This is a genomic window from Niabella sp. CPT15-335-S11, from assembly GCF_058792415.1.
Genome location: NZ_JBYTEI010000003.1, coordinates 147,112 through 173,140, shown reverse-complemented (window position 1 = coordinate 173,140; position 26,029 = coordinate 147,112). Strand labels below are relative to the sequence as shown.

Sequence of the window (26,029 nt, the reverse complement as noted above, 5' to 3'; positions counted from 1 at the left end):
TATGCCAGAAAAGAAAAAACATATTTTGGAAGTGCCTATCAATCATCCGATGGGTACACTTGCCGCTGTTATCGTGATGGTCGTTCTTGGGCTGATCGCTTTCTTAAAATTGCCAACCAACCTGATGCCTGATATTGTTTATCCAATGGTCAGGGTTCAGGTAAACGCCGGGCAAACGCCGCCGGATATTCTGATCAATACGGTTACACGTGTATTGGAACAGCAGCTTACACAAGCTGAAGGTGTGGAACTGGTTGAATCTACCACCGTACAGGGCGAGGTGCAGATTAATTTGTCTTTTAATTACAGCAAAGACATTGATGCTGCACTTCAGAACGTAGCTTCCCTTGTTGACCGCGCCAAAGGGCAATTGCCTAATGATATTGAAGCTCCCATCATCTTTAAATTCGACCCGCAAAACCTGCCGGTACTGGAATTGGTAATGACTTCTCCAACGATGAATATTATTGAATTAAGGAGCTTCGCTGACAAAGATCTGGTCTATCGGTTTGTAGGCATCCCCGGCGTTTCTGTTGTCCGTCCTGCCGGTGGCAGGATTCGCGAAGTTCAGGTGCAGGTCAGTCCTGAAAAACTGAAGCAATATAATCTCACACTTGCCGAACTCAATACGCTTCTTGCTACAGAAAATACCCAACGTTCCGTAGGTAGATTAGATGTAGCCGGCAGAGAACATTTTGCTTTAGCCACTTCTTTGGCTGACAGTGTGCAGGAAATCAGGGATTTGAAATTAAAGCTCTCTGGCGGCAATCTCATTCAACTAAGCGATGTAGCAGATGTACAAGACACATACCAGGAACAGCGGATTATAACAACCGCTAATGGAACTGAAGGAGTAAAGCTAAGTTTTTTTAAAAACCCACAGGCTAATTCAGTGGATGTTGCACAGGCAATTACTACCCGGCTTCAAGAACTCAAAACTTCAGGAGCACTTCCTTCAGGGTTAAATGTTGCCGTTACCAGTGATGAATCTACTTATATCGTTAACAGTATTAGCGGAGCTAAACATGCTTTGTTGCTGGCTATCGCTTTGGTAGCGCTTATCGTCCTTATTTTTTTAAAGAATTGGCGATTTACAATGATTAGCATGGCTGTATTACCTGTAGCCCTACTATCCACTATATTTCTGATGAATGCATTTGGTCTTAGCCTGAACCTGATGTCTATCGGCGGATTGATTGTAGGGGTTACGCTGATGATTGATTATGGAATTGTCTTTATTGAGAACATTAACCGTCACTGGATAGAAACAAAGGATGTGCGGGTTTCTGTCCGGCTTGCTGCCAGGGAAGTATCTTCTCCTTTAACCACTGCGCTTATTGCGCTGGTGGCTATTATTACACCATTCCTGTTTTTTGGCGGGCTTACCCTTCTTTTCTTCAAGGAGTTCATTCTGGTGGTGATTTTTGCGACCGTATCAGGACTGCTCATCGCGTTTATTCTTATCCCGGCTCTTTACTCACTGAAAGGTATCTCTGGTAATGCTAATACAGACCACGAAGGCTTAAGGATAGACAGGCTGATCCGTTATCATAAGAAGGCTATGAATGTCGCGTTGAAGTATCGTAACTGGACTGTTGCATTAGGCGCACTGGCTTTGGTGCTCACGGTTTTTATTTCCGGAAAGTTGGGCAATATCTTTCTGCCGGAGATTGATGATGGACGGGTAACAATCCAAATTCAGACAGAGCCGGGTACTTTACTGGCAGATATGCAGGCTCAGGTACAGCGGATAGAAAGAGTTGTAATGGCACAACCGGATGTGGTGTTGGTAGATGCGACTACTGGTGGACAGATCGGGCAGACGGTTCATGAAACCCCGGGCGAAGCGGAAATGCTGGTGCAATTGGTCCCTAAAACGGAAAGGCAGCAATCCGTGCAGGATTTTATGGCCGCACTCTCAGATACGATGGTTTCTTTAGATTTAGTGGGAATGAAGGTGAAAGTCAAAAAAGCTCGCATCCGTGCTATCCGCACCTTTTCCGGCACCGCGTCCAGTGGTGATTTTGATGTGGTAGTGAATGTGCAGGGACAGGATCCGAAAATATTATCAGAGTTAGGTGATAAAGTAAGAAATACACTTAGGTCGGTAAATGGACTGACGGATGTACGCTCTACTTTAGTTATCAATCAACCCACGTTACGTTTCACGATAGACAAGGTAAAGGCTGCTACGTTTGGCTTATCATCCCAATATATTAACCAAACACTTTCAGATGCTATAAGTGGTTCTACTCCTTCCCAATTTCTGCAAGAAGGCGAATTCTATAATATCCGGTTAATGGTAGACAGAAAAGCCATTTATCGAAACCTGACCGGGTTACCGGAATTACCTATTGGAAAGCACAATAACGGTGATGCCCTCCTGCTTGGACAGGTAGCTGATATCCAGTACACAAAAGGGCCTTTGGCAATAGATCGGGTTAATCAATCAACCGTAAATATGATAAATGGTGGCGCAAGAGGAAGAACGCTTGGAGTTGTAGCTGCTGATGTGCAGGCGGCAATGGATACGCTACAACTTCCACCGGGATACAGTATATCTTACGGTGGTCGGATGGCTACACTTAGCCAGGGCGGCAGTGGTTTGATTTGGGTAGGATTGTTTGGTTTATTCCTGCTTTTCGTAGTGTTGGTTATTAGCTATGAATCCTTAGCCAATCCTCTCCTGATTACTGCTGTGCTTCCAATAGGATTACTTGGTTCTGTAATAGCACTTTTGATCAGTGGCATTCCACTTTCTTCAACAGCTATGATTGGTTTTATCCTGGTTATTGGTATAGCCACCAATAATGCCATCGTGCTTGTAGCTTTTATTGAGCAATTACGTAAAGAAGGCAAATCACTTTATGAGGCTGTGAATGTAGGTACGTCACTAAGGATACAGCCAAAATTAATGACGGCGCTTATAGCAATGGCGGGCATGGTTCCTCTGGCTATTGCCAGAGAAGAAGGCGGAGAAATTCTTCAGCCACTGGCCCTTGCAATTTTAGGGGGTATGCCCGTTGCCTTAATGGCTACGCTGATTGTATTGCCAGTAATATACCTGATGGTTCATGAACGGAAAATAAAAAAAGAAGAGCAAAAAGGGTAGACTTATAATTATTCAATTTTTATGATGTAACGTATGAAAATAATAACCCGGAATATTTGGATAATCTCTTTGGTAAGCATGTTTACTGACATTGCCAGCGAAATGCTGTACCCAGTTATGCCTATCTATTTGAAAAGTATTGGCTTTTCTATTGTCTTAATAGGAGTTTTGGAAGGGTTTGCAGAAGCTACAGCGGGTTTAAGCAAAGGTTACTTTGGGAAGTTGTCTGATAATATGGGGACGCGTTTACCATTCGTGCGCTGGGGCTACTTTTTAAGCGCCCTTTCAAAGCCAATGATGGCAGTCTTTACTTTTCCCTTTTGGATATTCTCAGCCCGCACTATTGACCGTTTAGGAAAAGGCATACGTACAGGCGCAAGGGATGCAATGTTATCAGATGAAGCCACAACACAAACTAAGGGAACTATATTTGGGTTTCATCGTTCTTTAGATACACTTGGTGCAGTAATAGGGCCCTTATCGGCATTAGCCTTCCTTTATTTCTATCCAGGTCATTATAAAACCTTGTTCTATATCGCCTTCATTCCTGGAATGGTTGCTATAGCATTTACATTTTTCATAAAAGATAAAAATCCTGTCCCTAAAGAAAGCAGAATTAAAACTTCTTTCTTTGATTTTATCCGTTATTGGAAAGCCAGCCCGGTACAATATCGCAAACTGGTAATAGGCTTACTGTTGTTCACCTTGGTTAATAGTTCTGATGTTTTCCTTTTACTTAAACTGAAGGATGCCGGACTTAGTGATACGGCGACCATTGGCACGTATATCTTTTACAATTTTGTTTATGCTGCATTTGCTTACCCTTTGGGAATTCTCGCTGACCGTTTTGGGTTAAAGAATATTTTTCTATTTGGCCTTGCATTATTTGCAATAGTGTACTTCGGTATGGCCTTCAATGAAAATCTGTATTTATTCTTTGCGCTGTTCTTCTTGTATGGAATATATGCAGCAGCCACGGAAGGCATTTCAAAAGCTTGGATTTCTAATATTACTGATAAAAAAGATACTGCTACTGCCATTGGAACTTTCACTGGATTTCAAAGTATCTGCACAATGATTGCCAGTAGTCTGGCGGGATTTCTTTGGTTTAAATTCGGCGCTTCCGTAACGTTCATCACCACTGTTCTGATTACAGTAGCTGTAATTATTTACATCGCAACAATTAAATTCCCACGCATTAATTCTCCGCTTCTACATGTAGAACCTCTTGAAGAAGTAAAGAAAAATATTTAATAATGAATAAAAAATGAAAACTATGAAAAAGGCTGAGTACAAAGACAAGAGTTTGGTAATAGATATACTTACCAAATCGTTTGACACAAATCAAAGTGTTAATTACATCGTAAAGCAAGATAAACACAGGAGAAAGCGAGTAAGTGCCCTAATGGATTATTCCTTTGAAGTCTGTTATTTATTTGGAGATGTGTTTTTATCGGACGATAAAAAGGCATGTGCGTTAGTTACTTATCCAGATAAAAAAAAGACTACACTCAAATCTATATTACTAGATGTTAAATTAATCCTTTCCTGTGTAGGCTTAAAGAATATTAAAAAAACAATTGCAAGGGAATCGGCAATAAACAAAATACAGCCAAAGGAGCCAAAGTATTACTTATGGTTTATTGGGGTGGACCCTGAATATCAAAGTGAAGGGATTGGAAGTGTTCTACTGAATGAAATTGTAGAGGATAGCGAACATAAGAAAAGAACAATCTATCTCGAAACCTCGACACTCAAAAACTTGCCTTGGTACGAGAAGTTTGGGTTTGATATATACCATGAACTTGATCTAAGCTATAAGTTATTTTTTCTAAAGAGAGCGGTGACTAAATAACGGCGGTCAATGTTAGCCTTTGGTACACAGATGCACATTGTCACATTTATTTTTGTGAGTATAGAAATAGTTATTTTTTTCTATCTCGCAATTTTTGGCTTTGCACGACCAGATGATAAGGCAACGACGCTGAATCTCATTCTTATTTTTTTATTACTCACTTATAATATAACCGGAGGATTGCTTCCTGATCCAAACCTTCCAGGTTCCTTTTTCCTACAAGAAATTATTGCGTATGCGACAGGATTTATCACTCCCTGTTATTTCCCATACTACGTCTATAAAGCGTTTAATCTAACAAAACTAAAGTTTCACGTTTATAAAGGAGTATATATATTCCTAATTTTACCCTTTTGCATTTTTGTTTTTGTCTTCTGGCTTACAGGAAATCTAAAAGATGCTCAAAATCTACTTATAATCCCGGTACTGTACGCCATTTGGGTAATAATTTCTTTATTCAAAGCGATACGGCATAAGTACGATAATGATTTCTCCACTATTGAAGCCCGGCAGGAAATGGTTGTATTGTTATTTAGCTTAACGCCGTGGGTAGGCTTACCAATTATCACATATTTTGAATTAGGTCAGGCGGTTGAAGCGCTAATCACGAACATCGGCTTTCTGTTGTTGTTTGGCTTACAGGTGAGCAGGCATGTGATAGAACTGAGGGCAGAACATGAAAAGTTGATTGAATCAGAACAACGATTAAGAACTTGGAATGCAGATCTAAAGGATGAAGTAAACAAGCGCACTAAGGAGCTGGAAAAGATCAATGAGCAAAGGACGAATAACTTTATCAACCTTGTTCACGAAACCAAAACGCCTCTGACACTAATAAAAAATTATCTTGATGAGTATATCAACAAATACGGTACGGCAGGAGAACTGGATGTTGTAAAGAGTGGTGTAGATAAATTAACAGCCGATGTAATAAACCTTTTTGACATCGAACGTTTTTCAAAAGGAATTGATACGTATAAACATACCCAGGTATCGGATTTCAGTAGCATTCTTCGAGATAGTCTTCCTCTATTTCAACATTATTGTATTAAGAATAAGATTAAGTGTACACCTTCTATAGAAGCGAATATTTTCATTAAGGCTGACCCTTATGCTATTTATAGAATAATAAATAATATCGTTGAAAACGCAATCAAATTTACTGATCCGGATGGTGAAGTAATTATTTCCTTAGCTGTTCAAAACGATGAAATAGTTTTTTCGGTTGCAGATACTGGAATAGGTATACCGGAGGATATGCAAAAAAAGGTTTTTGAGCCTTATTATCAGATAGGATATAAAAATACCAGTCTTCAGGGTATGGGACTTGGCTTGCCAATTGTTAAGAAAGTTGTAGAGGGGCTCGGTGGAACTATTTTAATCGAAAGTAATCCTTCTAATCAACCTGGTACAAAAATTTCAATAAGGCTTCCGCGATATGAACCAACTAAGAAAGACCAACCTGTAAAGGTTGCAGATGGACTATCTAAGCTCAACTATAGTTTTAATTACGATGATATCACCGACGGTGATTATGATACAGGAAAAAGAACAATTTTATTGGTAGAAGATAACATCGCAATGATAAATTTTATTGCTAACAAACTTCGATTTACTTACAATGTATTTTGTGCTCGCAACGGATCTGAGGCATTAAAGAAGCTCTTTGACATGTCTATAATGCCTGATCTTATACTCTCAGATGTAATGATGGATAAAATGGATGGATATACTTTCGCAAAAACCCTTTTAAAACAAAATAAATACAGTCATATTCCCATTATCTTTTTAACGGCGAAATCAACGCCTACAGATCGTTTGAAAGGTTTAAGGCTCGGAGCAATAGATTTCATTTCAAAGCCATTTTCATTTGAGGAATTAAATCAAAAAATTGTAACCATACTTGATAATATTTTAAAGCAGCAAAAGGCAATAATCAACACTTCCCTTGCAACCCTGAAAACAGGCAAGAGTCACGAGACTGACGATATATCTCCATCCACATTATCAAAATTTGAGCAAAATTGCAGATTATTTCATCTTACGGCAAGGGAAATAGAAATAGTTCACCTGATAGTTAAAGGGAAAACTTATAAGGATATAGCAAAAGGGCTATTTATTTCCGAAAAAACCGTTACTAAGCACATCCAGAACTTATTTGAAAAAGTAGAGGTCAAAAACAAGATACAACTCATTAATAAGCTGAATAAATAGTTACACAGCCATTGATTTACTAATAATTGCGTACGAAAATAGTAGGAATCACGTATAGTTTGGGTGGGAGTACGAGCTTACATTTGGTGGATGACAAATGTTTGCCATATAAAAGGAATGGCTTATGTGTGGAGGTTACGTACTCGAATGGCTGGACACTTTAATTTCCGTTACTTTAAATCCTGTGAAATCGGAAATTTGGCCGCTATTGCCTGAAGAAATCAACAAGCTGCAAGATTTGGTAATACAGGAGAAAAACAAGGTTCAGGCAGCCATCAAATTCTCAGTATTCAACCTGAATGACGAAGCTGCCATCAAGTGCGCCATAAAAAACTATCATTCCAGCCTGCTTAGCCTGCTTGACCAGGCACTGGAAAACAAAGTTCAAATTACTGAAAATTCAGCATCTAAACAGGTATTGGACAATATCATTTCCTGTATTGAAGAATTACTTTTTCTAATCGAAAAGCGCTTTACCAGTTACCTGGGCATGGATGAACGAGTACCAGCCACTTATCTCGCCCTCTTGAAAAAGGAGTTGCTGAAAAGGCTGCCGCTGGCAGCGAAAAAACATCGTAAACAATACCAGCTTCTTCCGGTTCTCGATATTATCGTTCGGGAAGTGGAATTGCTCTTAAATCTGCCCTCCGACAAACACACGCATACCTTCCAGCAGATGTTCTATATTAAAGATCTTTGCCTGGAACTGGAGTTTCTTGGATTGGATGATGAGTCGGCTCTTTATACAACACTGGATGAAGTGCTGATCCGCGTGAACTTTAATAGCAAGGCGTATATTTATAACCTTACACAAAGAATAGCAAGCCACATTAACGGCGTGGAGCAGCCTTCAGAAAGGATGGAGCGGTTGCTATTTGACCTGAAGCTATTTAAGCAACACCACATAAAGCCAGGCGTGACTTTCTTACCAAAAGATGCCGATTTATATAAACAGGTTGACAATTGGTTTTCGCAGGAAATATTTTACCTCGAAAAAAGAATACATTACGCGATTATTCCGTTGAAAGAAAAAGAACAGCAGCCCGCAGCGAAAAGTAAAGAAAAGGAGAAGTTGCTGTCTATACTGTCAGTTGATCAAATGGCGCTGATATTGAGAGCTGCGGATGATTTGAAAATCGTTATGGCTCGCTCTCTGAATAGTGTATTCAAAAACATTGTACCCTACTTGTCCACGCCTTATCAGGAAAATATTTCCTACGACAGCATGAGAAGCAAATCTTATTCAGCAGAAATTCGGGATAAAGAAATAGTGATAGAAACGCTACAGCAAATGATTAAACGAATAGACGAATATTGAATTAGAGTTTTTTATAAGAACAAGACATAGCTTTCTGTATCACCGGAGTTTTTACCGCTGCTTATCGAACTTCCAGCCAGTGTCAAAATAAGTAAGATCGGCACGCTGTGTTTCCTTTTTAGACAGATCACGCTTCATAAGTTTCGCAAAAGGCGTCATGTTTTTATATACAACGGTGTACTCCACAGTTGCATTTTTATTATCATCCTGCAATTGAACACCTGTGATCTCCCCTAAATCCATATCGGCTGCTTTCACAACCTGCACGTTATCGTATTTCTCATCTATACGAATGAGGTAAGGCTTTGCCTTTTCCGTAAAATGGACAATGGGTTGTCCGGCATCCTTTAGCTTTTGCGTTTTATCAACAGTTATCCATCCCTCTCCTTCCAGTCCTGCATCCAACAATTTTTTGGCGCTTGCCGGGTCAGTCATATTGATTTCATACTCGTACACTTTGGGGTAATTCTTAGCGGCACGTATTGCTGATGCCGCTTCATCTTTTTCGAGCTTGGTCTGACTGCAAGATGCAAGGAAAAAGATGGCAAGCCCTAATACACTTAGTGTTTTCATAACAATCACTTTTACTAATCAAATAATAAAGTCAATCAAATTTCCGACTACGAATTTAAAAAAAATATTCGGTTCGCAGAAGGCTGTATTGCCTGATTATCATGGGGTACAACGGGTACAACTTGGAGTACAAGATAAAGTTGGACTTGATACGCCTTCCCCGTCTTTGTTCTTTTGCTATCGAAACCACAGGAAACAAACGGCTTTTTAAGAGTCGGATTGAAAAGTGTAAAACGAAAAAAAGTAAGCGTATGTTAAAGAACATTTCATGGAATGACTACATCATTGCAGTTGCCATACTATTAGCCATTTACTACCTATTTGTAGGTGTACGGTATTTTTCTGGTGAGATCAAAGATCTGTTATCCGGGAAACACAAACTGAAACTCAGGACAGCCCTTTCTGATTCCAATAGTGTGTATGATCCTGACGATGAACCGAGCCAGCAAGAAACCGGCGGCTTTGAAAAAACAACAGACGATGAGTTTACAGAAGTGGAACACCTCATTGAGCGCCTGAAAACTGTTGTTGCTGATGCCTCCCGCAGAAAGCTAATTCCGCAGGAATTTAAACAATATCTGAGCATGGTACTGAAGGAATATCCTTCCGTGCGATACTCGCCTATTCGGTCATCTATCAATGAACTGATCGTATCCGAATGCCAAAAATATGGCGCTGTTACACTCAAAGAGGATGAAGTGGAGCTGTTGTGGAAAGAAGCAGTGTAGCAGCCCATTAGCGGAGCGTGTTTCCCTGTCCCTCCTGGTGCGTAAGGGCAATGTGTGGTAGGAATAACAGGTTTTGTGACGGCGAAGCCGCTCCGTTTTTAAAAAAAATCGATTTCAAATTTTAATAAACGTGTATTATGGAAATGTGCAGCAGGAAAACAAAAGGAAATAACCGTAAAAGGGTTATCATGATCTGTGCCGCTCTGGCACTATTGGCTATCCACTATGGGACATTTGCTCAGGATGGCATTCAGGGTATAAACGAAGCCAATACTAAAGTACGCAGCTATTTCTCGGCAGGTACAAACCTTATGTACGCTGTGGGTGCATTACTCGGGTTGATTGGTGCAGTGAAGGTGTATCAGAAATGGAACGCAGGTGATCAGGACACCGGCAAAGTTGCCGCCGCCTGGTTTGGCAGTTGCATTTTTCTGGTAGTAGTAGCAACCGTTATTCAATCTTTCTTTGGTGTTTAAAAATCAGGACGTATGCAAAGTATGCTAACAGAAAAGTTGTGGGCGTATATCGTCCACAACAATCCTGACCTCATGTTCAGCTTGCAGGAAGACTATTCAGTCACCCGCTATCTGGAAGAAAAGGTGAATGCTGTAATGCCGATGGTTGAGCAGCTTCTTGGTGAAGGAAGAGCACCCTATACTATCGAAGAACTATGTCTTAATGCAATGACGGAGGAATTGAAGCCATCCCGCTATCAGTATATACGCTCGGTTATAGAAGAGGAATTTAATGGGGACTACGAGCGGATGAAGGAAAACGGAACACTCACCTACGAAGTGGTAAATCTTATCGAAACATGCAGAGGCATTTTTAGTGATTTTGATTTTAACAGTGAAAATGAAGCAAACAGGCATTTGAGATATGCCATCATCGGGCAGGTACATGATTATCTGGCCTAAGCCGAAAGAAAAGTGAAGAAAGAAAATGTGTGATTATGGCTTACAATGTTTCCCAAAAGCTGCATGATAACCTTCGTGCTATCCGTACAGCGTTGGATTATCAGAACGGTCGTCCGCTTACTGCGGAAGATGTCGCCAGCCTGAAAAAATACGCAGGTTTTGGCGGCATCAAGGCCGTTTTATATCCTTATGGGTCAACCGAAGAATGGCAGGCTAATGGTGCTACAAAGGAGGATTTGAAGCATCATCGGGAAATGATGCAATTGCATGACCTGCTCAAAGAAAACTATTCCGAAACAGCCTACAAAGAAATCATTGCTTCATTACGCAACAGTGTGCTGACCGCATTTTATACGCCCGAAGTAGTACCCCAAACACTCTACAGCGTATTGGCGGCGCAAGGCATTCAGCCTAAAAGATTGTATGAACCCTCAGCCGGTTCCGGTGTATTCATCAGCGAAGCAGTTACAACGTTCCCTGATCTGGAGCAGATTACGGCGGTGGAAAAGGACAGGCTTACCGGATTGGTGCTGTCTGCCATCAACAGTACACTTTCAGTAAAAACAGCTACGCATATTACAGGCTTTGAAGAAGCACCGGTAAAAGATAACGGTACTTATGACTTGGTGGTGAGCAATATTCCTTTTGGGAATTTTTCGGTATATGATGAAGCCTTTCCCGACAAAGAAATATCCGGCAAAATACACAACTACTTTTTTGCTAAAGGACTGGACAAACTGGCTGAAGGTGGTTTGATGGCTTTCATTACAACAGATGCTTTCCTGAATAGCCCGTCTAATCATACGGCAAGAGAATACCTGTTTCAGCGGGCCGACTTTGTGAGCCTTGCGGTGATGCCAGATAACCTTATGAAAGATACCGGCAATACTGAAGCGCCGAGCCACTTATTGATCGTTCAAAAAAACACGGTAAAGGAAAAGATAAGTAGGGAAGAAGATTGGCTGAATGAAGTGAGGGAAAGGGAAAATGAATTTGGTCGCTTTCCTTATAATTATTTTATCTCCACCCACGATCACGATGTGGTCATGGGCAATGTGCGTAAGCCAGGCAAAAACCAATACGGCAGAGCTTCGGAAGTGATTTGGCAGGATGGTGACATCAACCAGATCAGGGAAAGCCTTCATACCAGTCTTATCAATCAATTTCAAAATCGTTTCAACACTGAATTATATCAGACAGCACAAACGGTACTATTGCCCGTTCCGGAAAATGAAGGTAAAAAGCTGACGTACCTGCCGATGCCGGAAAACACAACGGAAACTGCATCGGTACAATTGGGATTGTTTGATACAGCCCCGGCAGAACAGGTCAACCGGGCAATAGCATATATCAATCCGCTCGATGAAACTGTTGTGCAAAAAGCATCAGCACGTATCATCGGCACGATACGCACCACCGATAAACCGAGCCATGAGAACGTTGTATTGCTTACCGCAAAGCAGCACAAAAGCAACCGGTTTTTATATAAGCTATATTCCAATGTTAAAGAAGTAGATCATCTATCCGCAAACTGGATGGACGCTCGTTTATTGGGTCATGAGCTGACGGGTATTTCCAATTACCTTAAACAGTTTGACCACAGCTTCAGGTACGAGGGCGACCAAACGCTGGAAGGCTTTTTCCGGTTTGAGCAAAAAGTACCGCTTCCTTTTATCGGACTGAAACCTTACTACCAGGAAGGTACATTAGTGGTACACATGGGCAGTGTTGGCACAATTGGCAACCCTGATCCTGAATACAAGCAAGCCGTGTTCCAACCCCTCGGTCTTCAGGGCAATATCCATTTCTATGAAAACTATGCGACGCTTCGTGATGCCTATCTCGAATTATCAGCCAAAGAGGTATCAGGGGAAACAATAAGCAATGCAGATAGGGATCAACTCAACATCAAGTACGAACATTTCATTGCTGAATATGGTCTTTTGAACAGCCCTGATAATCGCAGGCGTATCCTGGAAGATACTGCTTTTGGCGTTATTGCATTATCCTCGCTTGAACGCAGGGACGGTGAAAGGTTTGTAAAGGCAGATATACTAACTCATTCCATTCATCAGGTTAAGGAGCGGTTTATAACCGATGATCCCATTGAAGCTCTTGCCCACAGCCTCAACGATACCGGAAAGGTAGATACAGGCTTTATCAGTGCAGCAATGGGATTAGATGAAAACGAAGTCATCAGTCGCCTTGGCAATCATGTTTATCTGAACTCCGTCAGCAATGAATGGGAAACAGCAGACCAGTATTTGAGCGGTAATGTAGTTGAAAAATTACGGCAGGCTGAACGCCTGTATGGTCAGTTCCCGGATAATCTGCAATATAAACGAAGTGCGGAAGCCATTGCAAAGGTGCAGCCGGAGCGTATTCCCTTTGAATTGCTGGATTTTAATTTAGGAGAACGCTGGATACCTAATTCTTACTACGAGCGATTTGCTACTTCGCTGTTCGAGCTGGACACTACCATCAATTATTTTCCTTCGCTGGATGCCTTCAAGGTAAACACCGGAATGAATATCAAAGTGTCGAGGGAGTTCGCTGTCACCCCCAAAAGCGGACGTACCACTTACGGGTACACTTTGCTGGAACATGCACTGGAGAACACAACCCCTTTCTTTACTTATGAAGTAAAAGGGCCTAACAATACAACCATAAGGCTCCCGGATAATGAAGCCATACAACTGGCTCACCAAAAGATCGAGCAGATAAGAAGTGGATTCATTAACTGGCTGAATGAACTACCTGATGCTGAGAAAAAGAACTTAGAGAACCTGTACAATGATACTTTCAACTGTTATGTATTACGTGAGTTCGACGGCAATCATCTCAATTTTCCCGGCTTAGATAAAAAAGCATTAGGCATCGAGGATTTATACTCCTCACAAAAGAATGCAGCCTGGCGAATAATACAGAACCGGGGTGCTTTGGTTGACCATGAGGTAGGATTGGGCAAAACACTTACCATGATTGTCTCCGCACAGGAGATGAAAAGGTTAGGCATTGTGCATAAACCCATGATCGTTGCATTGAAGGCCAACGTTAACCAGATAGCAGAAACCTATAAAAAAGCCTATCCTAAAGCCCGCATTCTGTTCCCCGGACAAAATGATTTTACACCCGCACAACGGTTGCGGCTTTTCCATGAAATAAAGAACAACAATTGGGATTGCATCATACTTACACATGACCAGTTCGGAAAAATACCGCAGTCACCGGAGATACAAAAAGAGATATTTCAAACGGAACTGGACAATGTAGAGCGTGACCTGGAAACCGTCAGGGATCTTGGTGGTGACATCTCTAAGAAGATGCTCAAAGGGCTGGAGATACGAAAGAACAACCTGGAGGGCAAGCTGAAGACAATCCTTAAAGACATAGAGGAAAAGAAAGACACAGGTATCAATTTCAAGGAAATGGGCATTGACCATCTGTTTGTGGACGAATCCCATAAGTACAAGAACCTCACCTTCACTACCCGTCATAATAGGGTCGCTGGCCTGGGCAATACAGAAGGCAGCCAGAAAGCACTCAATATGCTGTTTGCAGTACGTGAACTGCAAAGCCGGTTTAACAGTGATCTATGTGTAACCTTCCTTTCCGGCACGCCTATATCCAACAGCCTTACAGAAATGTATTTGCTGTTTAAATACCTGCGTCCGAAAGAAATGGAACGCCAGCACATTGAAAACTTTGATGGTTGGGCAGCCGTGTTCGCACGCAAAACAACAGACTTTGAGTTTTCAGTAACCAATGAGATCATTGCCAAAGAACGCTTCAGGCATTTCATCAAAGTACCGGAGTTGGCTTTGTTCTATAATGAAATTACCGATTACAAAACAGCAAAACATATCAACCTCGACAAGCCGGAGTTGAATGAAACGCTGGTGAATATAAAACCTACGCCTGAACAAAGTGAGTTCATTAAAAACCTGATGCAATTCGCTAAAACAGGTAATGGCGAATTGATTGGTCGTGGCAGGTTGACACCAGAGGAAGACAAAGGCAGAATGCTTATCGCTACTAACTACGCTAAAAAAATGTCGGCAGATATGCGGTTGATCAATGAGTGGAAGTATAGTGATCAACCCGATAACAAAGTAAATGTCAGTGCCCGGAAGATTGCAGAAATCTATAAAGAAACTATTGAGCATAAAGGAACACAGATAGTCTTCTCAGACATTGGTACACCTAAACCCACTGAATTTAATATCTACGATGCAGTTAAAGAAAAACTGATTAGGGACTTTAATATCCCCGAACGGGAAATCACTTTTATTCACGACTGGACAGATACCAAAAAGCCCGAATTGTTCCGTAAAATGAACAGAGGTGAGATACGCATTTTATTGGGTAGTACAGAGAAAGCCGGAACCGGATTGAATGTGCAACAACGTGTAGTGGCAATGCACCACCTTGATATTCCGTGGAAACCTTCAGAGTTAGAACAACGCAATGGCCGTGGCGCCCGCCAGGGCAATCTTATTGCCAAAGAACATTATGGCAATAAAGTGCAGAATTATATATATGCAGTAGAGCAGTCGCTTGATAATTACAAGTTCAATCTCCTGAAGAATAAGCAGACGTTCATTTCGCAAATGAAAAACTGTGAGTTGAACGTGCGTACTATTGATGAGGGTGCGATTGATGAAAAGAGCGGAATGAATTTCTCCGAATACATCGCCATTCTGTCCGGCGACACTTCGTTATTGGAAAAATCCAAACTGGAAAAGAAGATAGCTGTAATGGAAAGCCTGAAAGTATCTCATTTCAGGGAAACCGCCCGCAATAAATACCAGTTGGAAAATCTGCAAAACGAACAAGCATCCACTGTTAAAACACTTGATAAACTTGCGGCAGACGAAAAAGTGTACAAAGCCGGCCTTCAACTGGATAAGGACGGTGTAAAAGTTAATCCTATTAAACTGGATAATATCAGTGCATCAGATAGTGAAGCTATTGGCAAACACATTATCAAGCTGTACCAGGACTGGAAACCAGCCGCCGCAGATGAACATACGGCCCAGATCGGAACACTGTATGGCTTCAACCTGTATATACGCAGGCAGCAGGAAGCCTACGAGGAAAACGGCGTCTTTGAATACCGCTATTCCAATAGCTTTTATGCGCAACGGGGCGATGGTATTAAATACACATACAATAATGGCCTTCCTAACACAGACAATCCTAAACTGGCGGCAAGGCATTTCCTCAATGCTATTGACCGGGTGGAAAGCCTGAAGAAAAAGTATGGGCATACATTATCGGAACTGAATACATCAATACCGAAACTGGAGCAGCTCACCACCAAACGTTTCTTACAGGAGGCGGAATTACAGCAAATGAAAAATGAACTGGCTAATCTGGAAAGACAGATAGCCATCAAGATACAGGAAAACCAGTTGAAGCAGCAACAGGTTGGGAACAGTGAACCGGAAGAAGTTACGGGAACACCAGTTATTCAACTGACGGAAAAGGTAAGCGGTCATGCCGTTCCGAAGGAAGTTATACTGGCATCTCAACAGACGGCAGAACGCCCACGCAGCAGGATGCGGTTGTAAAAACAATTAATACAAATCGTTATGGCAAATAGTGTTTATCAAATCAACAAAGGAATTAACCAGAGCATTGAGTTCAAAGGCTTGAAAGCTCAATACATCTGGTATTTAGGTGGTGGTGTAGTTGCCCTGCTCATTGTATTTTCCGTGATGTATTTCATTGGCTTGCCTACCTACGTGTGTATAGGTATTATCCTGGCGGCTGGTACATTCCTCGTTTTGAAGATTTATGGTATGAGCAATAAGTACGGCGAACACGGCTTAATGAAAGCCCTCGCCCGTAAGCAGGTTCCTAAACTGATCAAGTCCAGGAGCAGGAAAGTTTTTATGGGAATTAAAGACAAACAATCATGAAAAGAGAATTGCCGGTGTACAACATCGAAGGAACTGATTTTATCGTTGACGTGAGCAACTTACAGTTTCGGGAAAAAGCAAATCCCGAAAATGTGATACCTGTATTTGACATGCGGGATGTTGGAGACGGATATGTATTTGATTACAGCCCGAAAGAGAAAAATATACCAGTGCTGTTCAGCGATGATACGGACGTAAGAACGGTGAAAATACCAGAGCTGGTGCAACTTGATCCTGTGGGAATGGCTGAAAAATACGGGTATGCTGTTCACAATGTACAGGGTAAAACAGATTTCGAGTTAATGGTAGATCAACAGGCTTTTGGCAGAAGGCTTATGGGACAATTGCCCACGGTTGATATTTCCGGTCACACCTTCTTTGTTGACATCCGCATGGATATGCTGCGTCCTGAAGATGATTTCCTTTCTAATGGAATTGTGTTCCGCCAGATTGATCATTGCTGCAATGACGAACAGAAGGCTTACATCATACCGTACAATCCGAAGACCCATGAATTTCAGGAATTAGATTATGATAACATCACTGCAATCCCTTCAGACCTTATAGTTATTTCATTTCCGCATGAAAGCGTGTTAGACCCGGTAGGTTTCAACAGAAAATGTGGTGTAGATGAAACAGACGGATTGAAAGAAACAAACATAAAATCCCATTTCGAGGCAAAAGTGATGAATTGGAAAGAAACCGGCATTGAAAAAACCATACAGGAAAATATTAGAAAGCAGCAGAAACAGCAGCAGCAATCAAAACAAACCGATGAGAGCCGGAAGACCAGCAAGCGGCAACGCAGAGGCCCGAAGCTATGATATAGAATGCCACGAATGCATTAAGTGTTAACAGGTAAAAATGAAGTGAGATGGAAAAAGTGTTGGATGATATTTTACCAATTATGGATGTGGAGCACGATTGCATCCTGAGTAAACAAGGCGATATGACTGTCGTCTTTAAAGCAGACCTGCCGGAGATATTTACCCTTTCCGATCAGGAATATGAAGCCTTTCACCAGGCATGGGTAAAGGCAATCAAGTTACTGCCCAAATACTCCATTGTTCACAAACAGGACTGGTTTTTGGAAAGCAGCCACAAGCCTGACTTTACGAAAGAAGATACCAGTTTTCTCAGCAGGGCCAGCGAACGGTTCTTTAATGAACGTCCATTTCTGGCACATAGCTGTTACATCATGCTAACCAAAAAGCCTGAAGGACGAAAGACAGCCAGTTCCATGTTCTCAAGCCTTCTGCGCAGGTCCATCGTACCCGAAGAAACATTAAAGCCGCAACTGCTTCAGGACTTTTTGGATAATGCGGGGCAGTTTAAACGCATTATGGAAGACAGTGGGTTCGTGAAGCTAACGAGGCTAAAGGAAAAGGAGCTGCGTAGCCACAGCCGTAAGATGGGTTTGGTAGAACAGTATTGCTACCTGTCTGAACGAAACGACAGCTTCCTGATGGCAGACATCACTTTTGATGAAAGTATGCGTGTGGGCGATAAGTATTGCCAGCTATATACATTGGGCGATGCGGTAGATCTTCCGGCACTATGCGGCAGCCGTATCAATTATGATAGATACAGTACCGATAAAACAAAATTCAGCGTTGGGTTTGCTTCTACATTAGGACAGCTTTTACCCTGCAATCATATCTACAATCAGTATCTTTTTATTGAAGATGCACAGAAAACCATTCAAAAGCTGGAGAGCAAAAGGCTGAGGCTGCAATCCCTTTCGGCATACAGTCGGGAGAATTTGATTGCCAGGGATGCTACTAATGATTTCCTGAACGAAGCTATCAGCCAGCAACGACTTCCTGTAAAAGCCCATTTCAATGTATTGGTATGGACAGATGATAAAGAGGAACTGAAAGACCTGAAGAACATGGTATCCTCTGCACTGGCACAGATGGATGCCGTGGCCAAACAGGAAACAATTGGTGCTCCGCAAATATTCTGGGCAGGCATTCCTGGTAATGCAGCAGACTTTCCCATGAACGACACCTTTGATACGTTCGCAGAACAGGCAACCTGCTTCCTTAATCTGGAAACTGGTTACCGTTCCTCATTAAGCCCGGTAGGTATTCGCATGGGCGACCGTCTCACAGGCAAACCTGTTCACGTGGACATTAGCGATGAGCCCATGAAAATGGGTATCTGCACTAACAGGAACAAATTTATTCTCGGGCCATCCGGCAGCGGAAAATCATTTTTCACGAACCACATGGTACGCAGCTATTATGAGCAAGGCACACATATCGTGCTGGTGGATGTGGGACATAGCTATAAAGGACTTTGCGATATGGTGAAAGGCTATTACTTCACCTACAGTGAAGATAACCCCATCCGATTTAATCCCTTTTATATAGGTGAAGGCGACAGCCTTGACACAGAAAAAAAAGAAAGTATTAAAACGCTGCTACTTGCACTTTGGAAAAAGGACGATGAGGAGTTTAAGCGTAGTGAATATGTGGCCTTGTCAAATGCCATCGGAGGTTATTACAGCTATCTGGAAAAGAACCCAAAAGTGTTTCCCTGCTTCAACAGCTTTTACGTCTTTCTGCGGGATGAGTACACGCAGGTGCTGGAAGGTGACCGGGTGAAGGAAAAAGATTTTGACATAGATAATTTTCTCTACGTGCTTCGTCCTTATTACGAAGGTGGCGAATTTGATTACCTGCTGAATGCTACCGAAAACCTGAATTTATTACAGGAACGGTTTATCGTGTTCGAGTTGGACAACATTAAGGATCATCCCATATTATTCCCAGTAGTAACCATCATCATCATGGAGGTTTTCATCAACAAAATGCGAAAGATGAAAGGCATCCGGAAAATGATATTGATTGAGGAAGCCTGGAAAGCTCTCATGAAAGAAGGCTTTGCCGAATACATAAAATACTTGTTCAAAACCGTCAGAAAATTTTTCGGCGAAGCGATAGTGGTAACGCAGGAAGTGGAAGATATTATTTCCTCTCCGGTGGTGAAGCAAGCCATCATCAACAACAGCGATTGCAAGATACTGCTTGACCAAAGTAAATATCAGAACAAGTTTGACCAGATACAGGAATTGTTGGGACTGACAGAAAAGGAAAAGGCATTGGTGCTATCCGTTAATAAGTCCAATGACCCCACTAAAAAATATAAAGAAGTATTCATCAGCCTCGGAGGTATGCTAAGCAAAGTGTACCGTACGGAAGTAAGTCTGGAGGAATACCTCGCCTATACTACCGAGCAAACAGAAAAAGTAAAGCTGATGGAATATGCTGCAAGGTTTGATGGCGACATCCGCAAAGGTATTGCGGCAATGGCAGAAGATATAAGAAATAAAAGCTAAAACATCTACCAAATGAAACTGAATAAACTGATGTATGACCTACGCTTAGCCGTTAAAATTATCCTGCATTTTGGGAGGCAGCACCATGCTACTCTCTCTATGATGGAAGGCATATATGTAAGACAGCCACCACACAATGAAAAGATTGCAGGAGTGGATACCACCCTTACCATAAAGCCCTGTGGCAGCTTCTACCAGGTTACCCGTACAGAATATGTCAGTAACACCCCTGAATCTGAAGAAACATGGTTGGCTACCTACGGTTGGCATTCCAACGGCCACCTCATTGAAATAGGCGGAGATCGGTATTGCGTTTTCGAGACAGTTTCAAAATCACTGTACCTGGAAACACTGACGGAGCAAGGAAAGACAACGATTGAATTATTTATTAAAAATCTATAAGGCATGAAAAAGATATGGTTCATCACAATGTTAGCTACCATGTTACTGGTGGTAGCACCTACGCAACAAAGCCACGCGGTGGTTTGGGTTGTAGTAAAAGCTGCCGTCAAAAAAGTGATCAAGGCAATTGATCTGCAAATTCAGCGATTGCAGAATAAAACGATCTGGCTGCAAAATGCCCAGAAAACATTAGAGAACACTTTATCCAAATTGAAACTGGATGAGATTTCGGACTGGACGGAAAAGCAAAAAGAGCAATACCGGAAATACTATGAGGAACTGGCTAAGGTCAAATCCATTATATCATACTACCAGCGCATCCGGGATATTACAAAAAAACAATTACGCCTTGTAGATGAATACAAACGTTCCTGGTCGCTGATCCGGCAGGACAGACATTTTACAGTAGAGGAAATTTTGTACATGGAAAAAGTGTATTCCGGCATTCTTGACGAAAGCCTGAAGAACATTGACCAGATCAACCTCATTATAAAATCCTTCACTACGAAAATGAGCGATGCCAAGAGGTTGGAACTGATTAACAATGCAGCCGACCAGGTAGATGCCAACTATTCAGATTTGGTGCAGTTCAACAGGCAAAACACTTTACTAAGCCTTCAACGTGCTAAAACCGAAACCGAAGTGCAGGCTGTAAAAAAATTATATGGACTTCCTTAAATTAGTACGTATGAAAAAGATACTCTTGTTTCTATTACTCGTGTCGGTAGCAGGCGGCCTACAGGCACAAACTTTTGCAGAGTGGTTCAACCAAAAGCAGACACAGAAAAAGTACCTGCTCCAGCAGATTGCTGCGCTACAGGTATATATCGGTTATGCTAAAAAAGGGTACAAAATAGCCAAAGAAGGGCTTACTACAATCGGCGGTTTTACCAGAGGGGAATTTAACCTGCATACTGATTACTTTAATTCGTTAAAGTCTGTCAACCCGGAAATCAGGCGGTACGCGAAGGTGGCAGATATTATCACCTTGCAGATAAAGATCGTACAAAACTATAACCGGACTTCCAGACAGATCAAAAGCAGCGATGCCTTCTCAAATGATGAACAGGCATATGTCAGCCGAGTATTTGGCAGGTTACTCGATGATTGTGATAAGACGCTGGATGAACTGATAACAATTACCACAAATAGCAAACTGGAAATGAAGGATAATGAACGCATTGATAGGATTGATAAGTTGTATCTGGATATGCAGGACAAGTTTACGTTCTCGCAAAGTTTTTCCAATGATGCCAAATCTCTTGCTGCTTCAAGATTAAAGGAAAAAACAGATGTACAAACCAGCCGTGTATTGCAGGGCATTAAAAATGAATAACGATGAAAAAGCTAATCATAATCATATCGCTTTCGTTCCTGGGCATGTTGCCTGCTTTTCGTGCTTCTGCACAGGCAGATGAGATAGCGCAATTAATACTAAATATCGAGAAGCTGGCGCAGTTCAAGCAGATATTAAGTGACATGAAAAAAGGCTACGAAATTCTTAGTGGCGGCTATAATACCATCAAGAACATTTCAGAAGGCAACTTCAGCTTGCACAAGGCATTTCTTGACGGCTTAATGGAGGTAAGTCCAACAGTTCGCAATTACCAGCGTGTAGCGGATATTACCAATTACCAGATAACACTGGTAAAAGAATACCGTAAAGCTTATGATCGGTTCAGACAGGATAATAATTTCAATCCAGACGAACTGGCGTATTTAGGTCGTGTATATGACAACCTGTTTAAAGAGAGCCTGCGTAACCTGGATGAATTGCTTACGGTGATCACGGCAGGCAAAGCCCGCATGAGTGATGATGAACGGCTACAGGCCATTGACCGAATTTATGCAGACATGCAGGACAAATTAATGTTCCTGCGACATTTTAATAACAATACTACAATACTGGCTGTGCAGAGGGCTAAAGAACGCAACGATGCGCAGACCATTCGCAAAATCTATGGGTTAAACAATTAAACAAGTAAATATGGCAAAGTGTAGAAAGGTCGCCTGGATGGCGGCAGTGGGATTGGTATTGCCTTTTATGAGCCGTGCACAGGGAATAGCCGATGAAATGAATGGTTTGCATGGCGTGCTGGAGCAACTGTACGATGAGATGATGCCCCTGTGCAGCCAGTTGATCGGTGTGGGTCAGGGATTAGCAGGCTTTGCGGCTATGTGGTATATCGCTTCACGGGTATGGGGGCATTTATCAAGAGCAGAGCCTATTGATTTCTATCCGCTTTTCCGCCCTTTTGTAATTGGTTTTTGTGTATTGATATTTCCATCTGTATTAGGATTGATTAACGGCGTTATGAAGCCTACCGTGACGGCGACAGCCGCAATGGTAGAAGGTTCTGACAAAGCAATTGCAGTTCTACTGCAAAAAAAGGAAGAAGCGATCAAGAAAACGGATGTATGGCAAATGTATGTTGGCGAAAGCGGTAGCGGCGACCGGGATAAGTGGTACAAATACACGCACGACAATGAAGATCCGTCAAACGAAGGTTTCTTCGAGGGCATCGGTAATGATATCAAGTTTGCCATGTCCAAAGCCTCATACAATTTCCGCAATTCAGTAAAGGAATGGATGAGCGAAGTGCTGAGGGTGCTGTTTGAAGCAGCATCCCTGTGTATTGATACACTGCGAACGTTCCAGTTAATCGTACTGGCCATCCTGGGGCCTCTGGTGTTTGGGATAGCCGTGTTCGATGGCTTTCAGCATACGCTAACGGTCTGGATAGCACGATACATCAATATCTTTTTATGGCTGCCAGTGGCAAACATCTTCGGAAGCATCATCGGCAAGATACAGGAAAAGATGCTGGAACTGGATATATCACAGGTACAGGAACACGGTGACACATTCTTCAGCAGAACGGATGTGGCCTACCTGGTCTTCATGATCATTGGCATCATCGGATATTTTACTGTTCCCTCCGTAGCTAATTATATCGTTCACGCCGGTGGCGGCGGTGCATTAGGTCATAAGGTAACCAGTCTGTTCGGCAGTTCTTCCAGAACTGTGGTGAACACTGCATCAGCCGGTGCAGGCATGGCTGTGGATGCTATGGGTAGCGCAGCAAACCGCATGTCGCAAAGCATGGCAAGCAGTGGTTCATCTAATCCCTATTTCGGCGATAGCAGTAGTGGAAACTCCGGTTACATGAACGATAAATTAAAGGGCAATTCATAACAATCTAAAGGAGGATATATGTTCAAAAAGATGAAAAATATTGATACGGCATTCCGGCACATCAGGAGCTTTACGCTGGTGGTGATCATTGGTTGTGTATTGATCTGCTGTTTTGCATTGTACAAAAGTTTCAGTCTGGTATCGCAGATGCAAAGCAAAATATACATTCTCGCCAACGGCAAGGCACTGGAAGCCTATGCTTCGGAGCGAAAAGACAACATACCTGTTGAGGCAAAGGATCACGTCAAAACATTTCACAAGCTGTTCTTCACACTTGACCCTGACGACAAAGCCATTACCGCAAATATTACTAAAGCTTTATACCTGGCCGATGGAAGTGCGAAACGTGCTTACGATGATCTGAAAGAAAATGGCTATTACGCCGGGCTTATTTCCGGCAATGTCAATCAGACTATTGTGGTGGATAGTGTTGCGGTAGATATAAACGAATATCCTTACAAATTCCGGTGTTACGCTACACAAAGCATTGTACGCCCTACCAGCATTACAACCCGCAGCCTGGTAACCGATGGGGCGTTGCGAAATGTATCACGCAGTGACAATAACCCGCATGGCTTTCTCATCGAACGATGGAGTACGATTGACAACAGGGATTTAAAAACAGTAAGCAGACGACAATAAAAATAAAGGTCATGAAACTATTTCCTAAAAGAAGAGAAAACAATACCGAAGCTAAGCCCAATGCTATTAGCAAAGGCATGGACGCAGGCTATAAGCGTTTGCAGGGTGGTTGGGCAAACTGGATGATGAAGCGTACGGAAAAATTCTCACGTCGTACATGGCTCGTGCTGCTTGCGCTCTTTGTGATGTTCACCAGTACATACAGTGTTTATCTGGCAGTGAACGCTTTTAAGGGCAAGAAAGGCAATTCAATCACTATAACGCCGATTAAAAAGCCGAAGCACGCTACTGAAACAGGAGAAACAAAAACAGACGCTGCCGAGGTATCGGAGGCAGAATACAGCCGCATTAAAAAGTTCAGGGTGTATATGGATAACCTGGCGCGAAGTCCTTCTGGAAAAGCCCTGTACGACAGCATCAATAGCCATCGTCCGGGGCTGATGGATAGCGTGAGGTTTATTGAAAATTATTATCAACAATTAAAACAAAAATAGAAATGGAAAAGCAAGTGAAAACTCCGAAAATGATCAGGCAGCGCAGGTTCTTACTGGTATTGCCAATGCTCGCATTGCCTTTTATGACCATGATATTCTGGGCGCTTGGCGGTGGCAAGGTTGAAAAAGTTGAAGCGCAGGCAGCAGTGAAAAAAGGATTCAACATTAACCTGCCGGACGCTAACCTGAAAGATGACAAGCCGATGGATAAAATGAGTTACTACGATCAGGCGCAACTGGATTCAATCAAATTTCTTGAACTGGTTAAGAATGATCCCAACTACAAGAACATTGGATTAACGGATGCGGATGAATACCTGTCAGGGAAAGAAGACACATTTCAACTCCCTGCCGATGAAAGAGGGCTGAACACTTCTCTTTACGGTGGCCGTGGGGGTAATGATCCCCATACGGACAAGATATATCGAAAGTTGGCAGAGCTTGACAGGGAGATGAGCAAGTCTGTACCTGCTTCTAAGGAAGATGAACCTTATGATATGTATCAACGCACTCCCGGCAGAGGTAGTAATAATGCAACCGTTAATTCATCAGACGTGGACAGGCTGGAGCAAATGATGAACATGATGAATCAACCTGCTGGCGAAGATCCCGAAATGAAGCAACTGAATGGAATGCTGGATAAGATACTTGATGTGCAATATCCTGAACGTGTACAGGAAAAACTGAAGCAGACTTCCCAGGCAAACAAAGGGCAGGTATTCGCAGTATCGTCACAAACAAAAGAAAACAACATCACATTGCTCAACGCCGACCTGTCTGCGGGTGGTACAACAAATGGCTTCTATTCGCTCACCGGCGCAACGGCTATCGAAGATTCACAGAACGCCATACAAGCGGTCATCCACGAAACGCAGACCATCGTTGATGGTTCCACCGTCAAATTGCGATTGGTAAATGATGTATTCATTAACGGGGTTCGTATTCCTAAAGACAACTTCATATATGGTGTCGCTTCACTCCGTGGTGAAAGATTAAGTATCAAGATTACCAGTGTGCGGTATAATAATTCATTGTTTCCAGTTGAATTAGCGGTGTACGACATGGACGGACTGGATGGCATTTACATTCCCGGAGCGATTACCAGGGATGTTGCAAAGCAGTCCGCAGACCGGTCAATGCAAACCATCGGCTTGACTTCACTTGACCCTTCGTGGGGAGCGCAGGCTGCAAGCGCAGGTATAGAAGCTGCAAAGACTTTGTTCAGCAAAAAAGTCAAGCTGATTAAAGTAACTGTAAAAGCAGGCTACCAAGTGCTTTTACGTGACGAAAAGCAAAAACAATCCAACTAAA

At 42.3% G+C, this 26,029-nt stretch carries 21 protein-coding genes; 20 read left to right on the top strand and 1 reads right to left on the bottom strand.

Annotation, left to right across the window (positions count from 1 at the left end; genetic code table 11):
- Window position 1: 1 nt before the first annotated feature.
- From AC3WS5_RS11780 to AC3WS5_RS11760, 5 genes are all read left to right on the top strand, one after another.
- The gene (locus AC3WS5_RS11780; protein WP_492467578.1) at window positions 2-3,112 is read left to right on the top strand and encodes an efflux RND transporter permease subunit; all 3,111 of its coding nucleotides are present in this window, start codon (window positions 2-4) and stop codon (window positions 3,110-3,112) included.
- A gap of 78 nt (window positions 3,113-3,190) precedes the next feature.
- A complete protein-coding gene (locus AC3WS5_RS11775) occupies window positions 3,191-4,366 on the top strand; it encodes an MFS transporter (RefSeq protein ID WP_492467577.1) in 1,176 nt (391 codons plus the stop codon).
- A gap of 22 nt (window positions 4,367-4,388) precedes the next feature.
- Entirely contained in the window at window positions 4,389-4,967 is a 579-nt protein-coding gene (locus AC3WS5_RS11770; protein WP_492467576.1) for a GNAT family N-acetyltransferase, read from the top strand.
- 9 nt (window positions 4,968-4,976) lie between these two features.
- The gene (locus tag AC3WS5_RS11765; protein ID WP_492467575.1) at window positions 4,977-7,181 is read left to right on the top strand and encodes an ATP-binding response regulator; all 2,205 of its coding nucleotides are present in this window, start codon (window positions 4,977-4,979) and stop codon (window positions 7,179-7,181) included.
- Between the two features lie 124 nt (window positions 7,182-7,305).
- On the top strand, window positions 7,306-8,499 hold the full coding sequence (locus tag AC3WS5_RS11760) for a hypothetical protein (protein WP_492467574.1): 1,194 nt from the start codon (window positions 7,306-7,308) through the stop codon (window positions 8,497-8,499).
- A gap of 51 nt (window positions 8,500-8,550) precedes the next feature.
- On the opposite strand, the gene AC3WS5_RS11755 is transcribed toward AC3WS5_RS11760, so the two are convergent.
- A complete protein-coding gene (locus tag AC3WS5_RS11755; protein WP_492467573.1) occupies window positions 8,551-9,072 on the bottom strand; it encodes a hypothetical protein in 522 nt (173 codons plus the stop codon).
- A 251-nt stretch (window positions 9,073-9,323) separates the two neighbouring features.
- Between AC3WS5_RS11755 and AC3WS5_RS11750 the strand changes: the two genes are divergently transcribed.
- The 15 genes from AC3WS5_RS11750 to traM all read left to right on the top strand — a co-directional run bounded on the left by AC3WS5_RS11750 (window position 9,324) and on the right by traM (window position 26,028).
- Entirely contained in the window at window positions 9,324-9,800 is a 477-nt protein-coding gene (locus AC3WS5_RS11750) for a hypothetical protein (RefSeq protein WP_492467572.1), read from the top strand.
- A gap of 137 nt (window positions 9,801-9,937) precedes the next feature.
- The gene (locus AC3WS5_RS11745) at window positions 9,938-10,276 is read left to right on the top strand and encodes a DUF4134 domain-containing protein (protein ID WP_492467571.1); all 339 of its coding nucleotides are present in this window, start codon (window positions 9,938-9,940) and stop codon (window positions 10,274-10,276) included.
- A gap of 12 nt (window positions 10,277-10,288) precedes the next feature.
- Window positions 10,289-10,717 (top strand): hypothetical protein, encoded by a 429-nt coding sequence (locus tag AC3WS5_RS11740; RefSeq protein WP_492467570.1) that lies wholly within the window; start codon window positions 10,289-10,291, stop codon window positions 10,715-10,717.
- Between the two features lie 35 nt (window positions 10,718-10,752).
- Window positions 10,753-16,290 carry a helicase-like domain-containing protein gene (locus AC3WS5_RS11735; RefSeq protein WP_492467569.1) on the top strand — a complete coding sequence of 1,846 codons (5,538 nt, stop codon included), beginning with the start codon at window positions 10,753-10,755 and terminating at the stop codon, window positions 16,288-16,290.
- A gap of 21 nt (window positions 16,291-16,311) precedes the next feature.
- Window positions 16,312-16,641 carry a DUF4133 domain-containing protein gene (locus AC3WS5_RS11730; protein ID WP_492467568.1) on the top strand — a complete coding sequence of 110 codons (330 nt, stop codon included), beginning with the start codon at window positions 16,312-16,314 and terminating at the stop codon, window positions 16,639-16,641.
- Window positions 16,638-17,465 (top strand): hypothetical protein, encoded by an 828-nt coding sequence (locus AC3WS5_RS11725; protein WP_492467567.1) that lies wholly within the window; start codon window positions 16,638-16,640, stop codon window positions 17,463-17,465. Before AC3WS5_RS11730 ends, AC3WS5_RS11725 begins: the two co-directional genes overlap by 4 nt.
- 50 nt (window positions 17,466-17,515) lie before the next feature.
- Entirely contained in the window at window positions 17,516-19,984 is a 2,469-nt protein-coding gene (locus tag AC3WS5_RS11720; protein ID WP_492467566.1) for a TraG family conjugative transposon ATPase, read from the top strand.
- 12 nt (window positions 19,985-19,996) lie between these two features.
- A complete protein-coding gene (locus AC3WS5_RS11715) occupies window positions 19,997-20,386 on the top strand; it encodes a hypothetical protein (protein WP_492467565.1) in 390 nt (129 codons plus the stop codon).
- Between the two features lie 3 nt (window positions 20,387-20,389).
- The gene (locus AC3WS5_RS11710; protein WP_492467564.1) at window positions 20,390-21,064 is read left to right on the top strand and encodes a conjugal transfer protein TraI; all 675 of its coding nucleotides are present in this window, start codon (window positions 20,390-20,392) and stop codon (window positions 21,062-21,064) included.
- 10 nt (window positions 21,065-21,074) lie between these two features.
- Window positions 21,075-21,722, top strand: a complete 648-nt coding sequence (locus AC3WS5_RS11705; RefSeq protein ID WP_492467563.1) for a hypothetical protein — start codon at window positions 21,075-21,077, stop codon at window positions 21,720-21,722.
- A gap of 2 nt (window positions 21,723-21,724) precedes the next feature.
- Window positions 21,725-22,363 carry a TerB family tellurite resistance protein gene (locus AC3WS5_RS11700; protein WP_492467562.1) on the top strand — a complete coding sequence of 213 codons (639 nt, stop codon included), beginning with the start codon at window positions 21,725-21,727 and terminating at the stop codon, window positions 22,361-22,363.
- 10 nt (window positions 22,364-22,373) lie between these two features.
- Window positions 22,374-23,582, top strand: coding sequence for a conjugative transposon protein TraJ (gene traJ, locus AC3WS5_RS11695; protein WP_492467561.1), 1,209 nt, complete (start codon window positions 22,374-22,376; stop codon window positions 23,580-23,582).
- A 30-nt stretch (window positions 23,583-23,612) separates the two neighbouring features.
- Window positions 23,613-24,224, top strand: a complete 612-nt coding sequence (gene traK, locus AC3WS5_RS11690; protein WP_492467560.1) for a conjugative transposon protein TraK — start codon at window positions 23,613-23,615, stop codon at window positions 24,222-24,224.
- A gap of 11 nt (window positions 24,225-24,235) precedes the next feature.
- Window positions 24,236-24,718: a hypothetical protein gene (locus tag AC3WS5_RS11685; RefSeq protein ID WP_492467559.1), complete on the top strand. Its 483-nt coding sequence runs from the start codon at window positions 24,236-24,238 to the stop codon at window positions 24,716-24,718.
- A gap of 2 nt (window positions 24,719-24,720) precedes the next feature.
- Window positions 24,721-26,028: a conjugative transposon protein TraM gene (gene traM / locus AC3WS5_RS11680; protein ID WP_492467558.1), complete on the top strand. Its 1,308-nt coding sequence runs from the start codon at window positions 24,721-24,723 to the stop codon at window positions 26,026-26,028.
- Window position 26,029: the final 1 nt, after the last annotated feature.

Excerpts from the sequence above, each read along its gene's own strand:
- AC3WS5_RS11745 (WP_492467571.1), top strand. The coding sequence starts at position 9,938 with ATGGAAATGTGCAGCAGGAAAACAAAAGGAAATAACCGTAAAAGGGTT.
- traK (WP_492467560.1), top strand. The coding sequence starts at position 23,613 with ATGAAAAATATTGATACGGCATTCCGGCACATCAGGAGCTTTACGCTG.
- AC3WS5_RS11705 (WP_492467563.1), top strand. The coding sequence starts at position 21,075 with ATGAAAAAGATACTCTTGTTTCTATTACTCGTGTCGGTAGCAGGCGGC.
- AC3WS5_RS11755 (WP_492467573.1), bottom strand. The coding sequence starts at position 9,072 with ATGAAAACACTAAGTGTATTAGGGCTTGCCATCTTTTTCCTTGCATCT.
- AC3WS5_RS11775 (WP_492467577.1), top strand. The coding sequence starts at position 3,191 with ATGTTTACTGACATTGCCAGCGAAATGCTGTACCCAGTTATGCCTATC.
- AC3WS5_RS11780 (WP_492467578.1), top strand. The coding sequence starts at position 2 with ATGCCAGAAAAGAAAAAACATATTTTGGAAGTGCCTATCAATCATCCG.
- traJ (WP_492467561.1), top strand. The coding sequence starts at position 22,374 with ATGGCAAAGTGTAGAAAGGTCGCCTGGATGGCGGCAGTGGGATTGGTA.
- AC3WS5_RS11760 (WP_492467574.1), top strand. The coding sequence starts at position 7,306 with ATGTGTGGAGGTTACGTACTCGAATGGCTGGACACTTTAATTTCCGTT.
- traM (WP_492467558.1), top strand. The coding sequence starts at position 24,721 with ATGGAAAAGCAAGTGAAAACTCCGAAAATGATCAGGCAGCGCAGGTTC.
- AC3WS5_RS11725 (WP_492467567.1), top strand. The coding sequence starts at position 16,638 with ATGAAAAGAGAATTGCCGGTGTACAACATCGAAGGAACTGATTTTATC.
- AC3WS5_RS11750 (WP_492467572.1), top strand. The coding sequence starts at position 9,324 with ATGTTAAAGAACATTTCATGGAATGACTACATCATTGCAGTTGCCATA.
- AC3WS5_RS11770 (WP_492467576.1), top strand. The coding sequence starts at position 4,389 with ATGAAAAAGGCTGAGTACAAAGACAAGAGTTTGGTAATAGATATACTT.
- AC3WS5_RS11685 (WP_492467559.1), top strand. The coding sequence starts at position 24,236 with ATGAAACTATTTCCTAAAAGAAGAGAAAACAATACCGAAGCTAAGCCC.
- AC3WS5_RS11765 (WP_492467575.1), top strand. The coding sequence starts at position 4,977 with ATGTTAGCCTTTGGTACACAGATGCACATTGTCACATTTATTTTTGTG.
- AC3WS5_RS11700 (WP_492467562.1), top strand. The coding sequence starts at position 21,725 with ATGAAAAAGCTAATCATAATCATATCGCTTTCGTTCCTGGGCATGTTG.
- AC3WS5_RS11735 (WP_492467569.1), top strand. The coding sequence starts at position 10,753 with ATGGCTTACAATGTTTCCCAAAAGCTGCATGATAACCTTCGTGCTATC.
- AC3WS5_RS11710 (WP_492467564.1), top strand. The coding sequence starts at position 20,390 with ATGAAAAAGATATGGTTCATCACAATGTTAGCTACCATGTTACTGGTG.
- AC3WS5_RS11720 (WP_492467566.1), top strand. The coding sequence starts at position 17,516 with ATGGAAAAAGTGTTGGATGATATTTTACCAATTATGGATGTGGAGCAC.
- AC3WS5_RS11730 (WP_492467568.1), top strand. The coding sequence starts at position 16,312 with ATGGCAAATAGTGTTTATCAAATCAACAAAGGAATTAACCAGAGCATT.
- AC3WS5_RS11740 (WP_492467570.1), top strand. The coding sequence starts at position 10,289 with ATGCAAAGTATGCTAACAGAAAAGTTGTGGGCGTATATCGTCCACAAC.
- AC3WS5_RS11715 (WP_492467565.1), top strand. The coding sequence starts at position 19,997 with ATGAAACTGAATAAACTGATGTATGACCTACGCTTAGCCGTTAAAATT.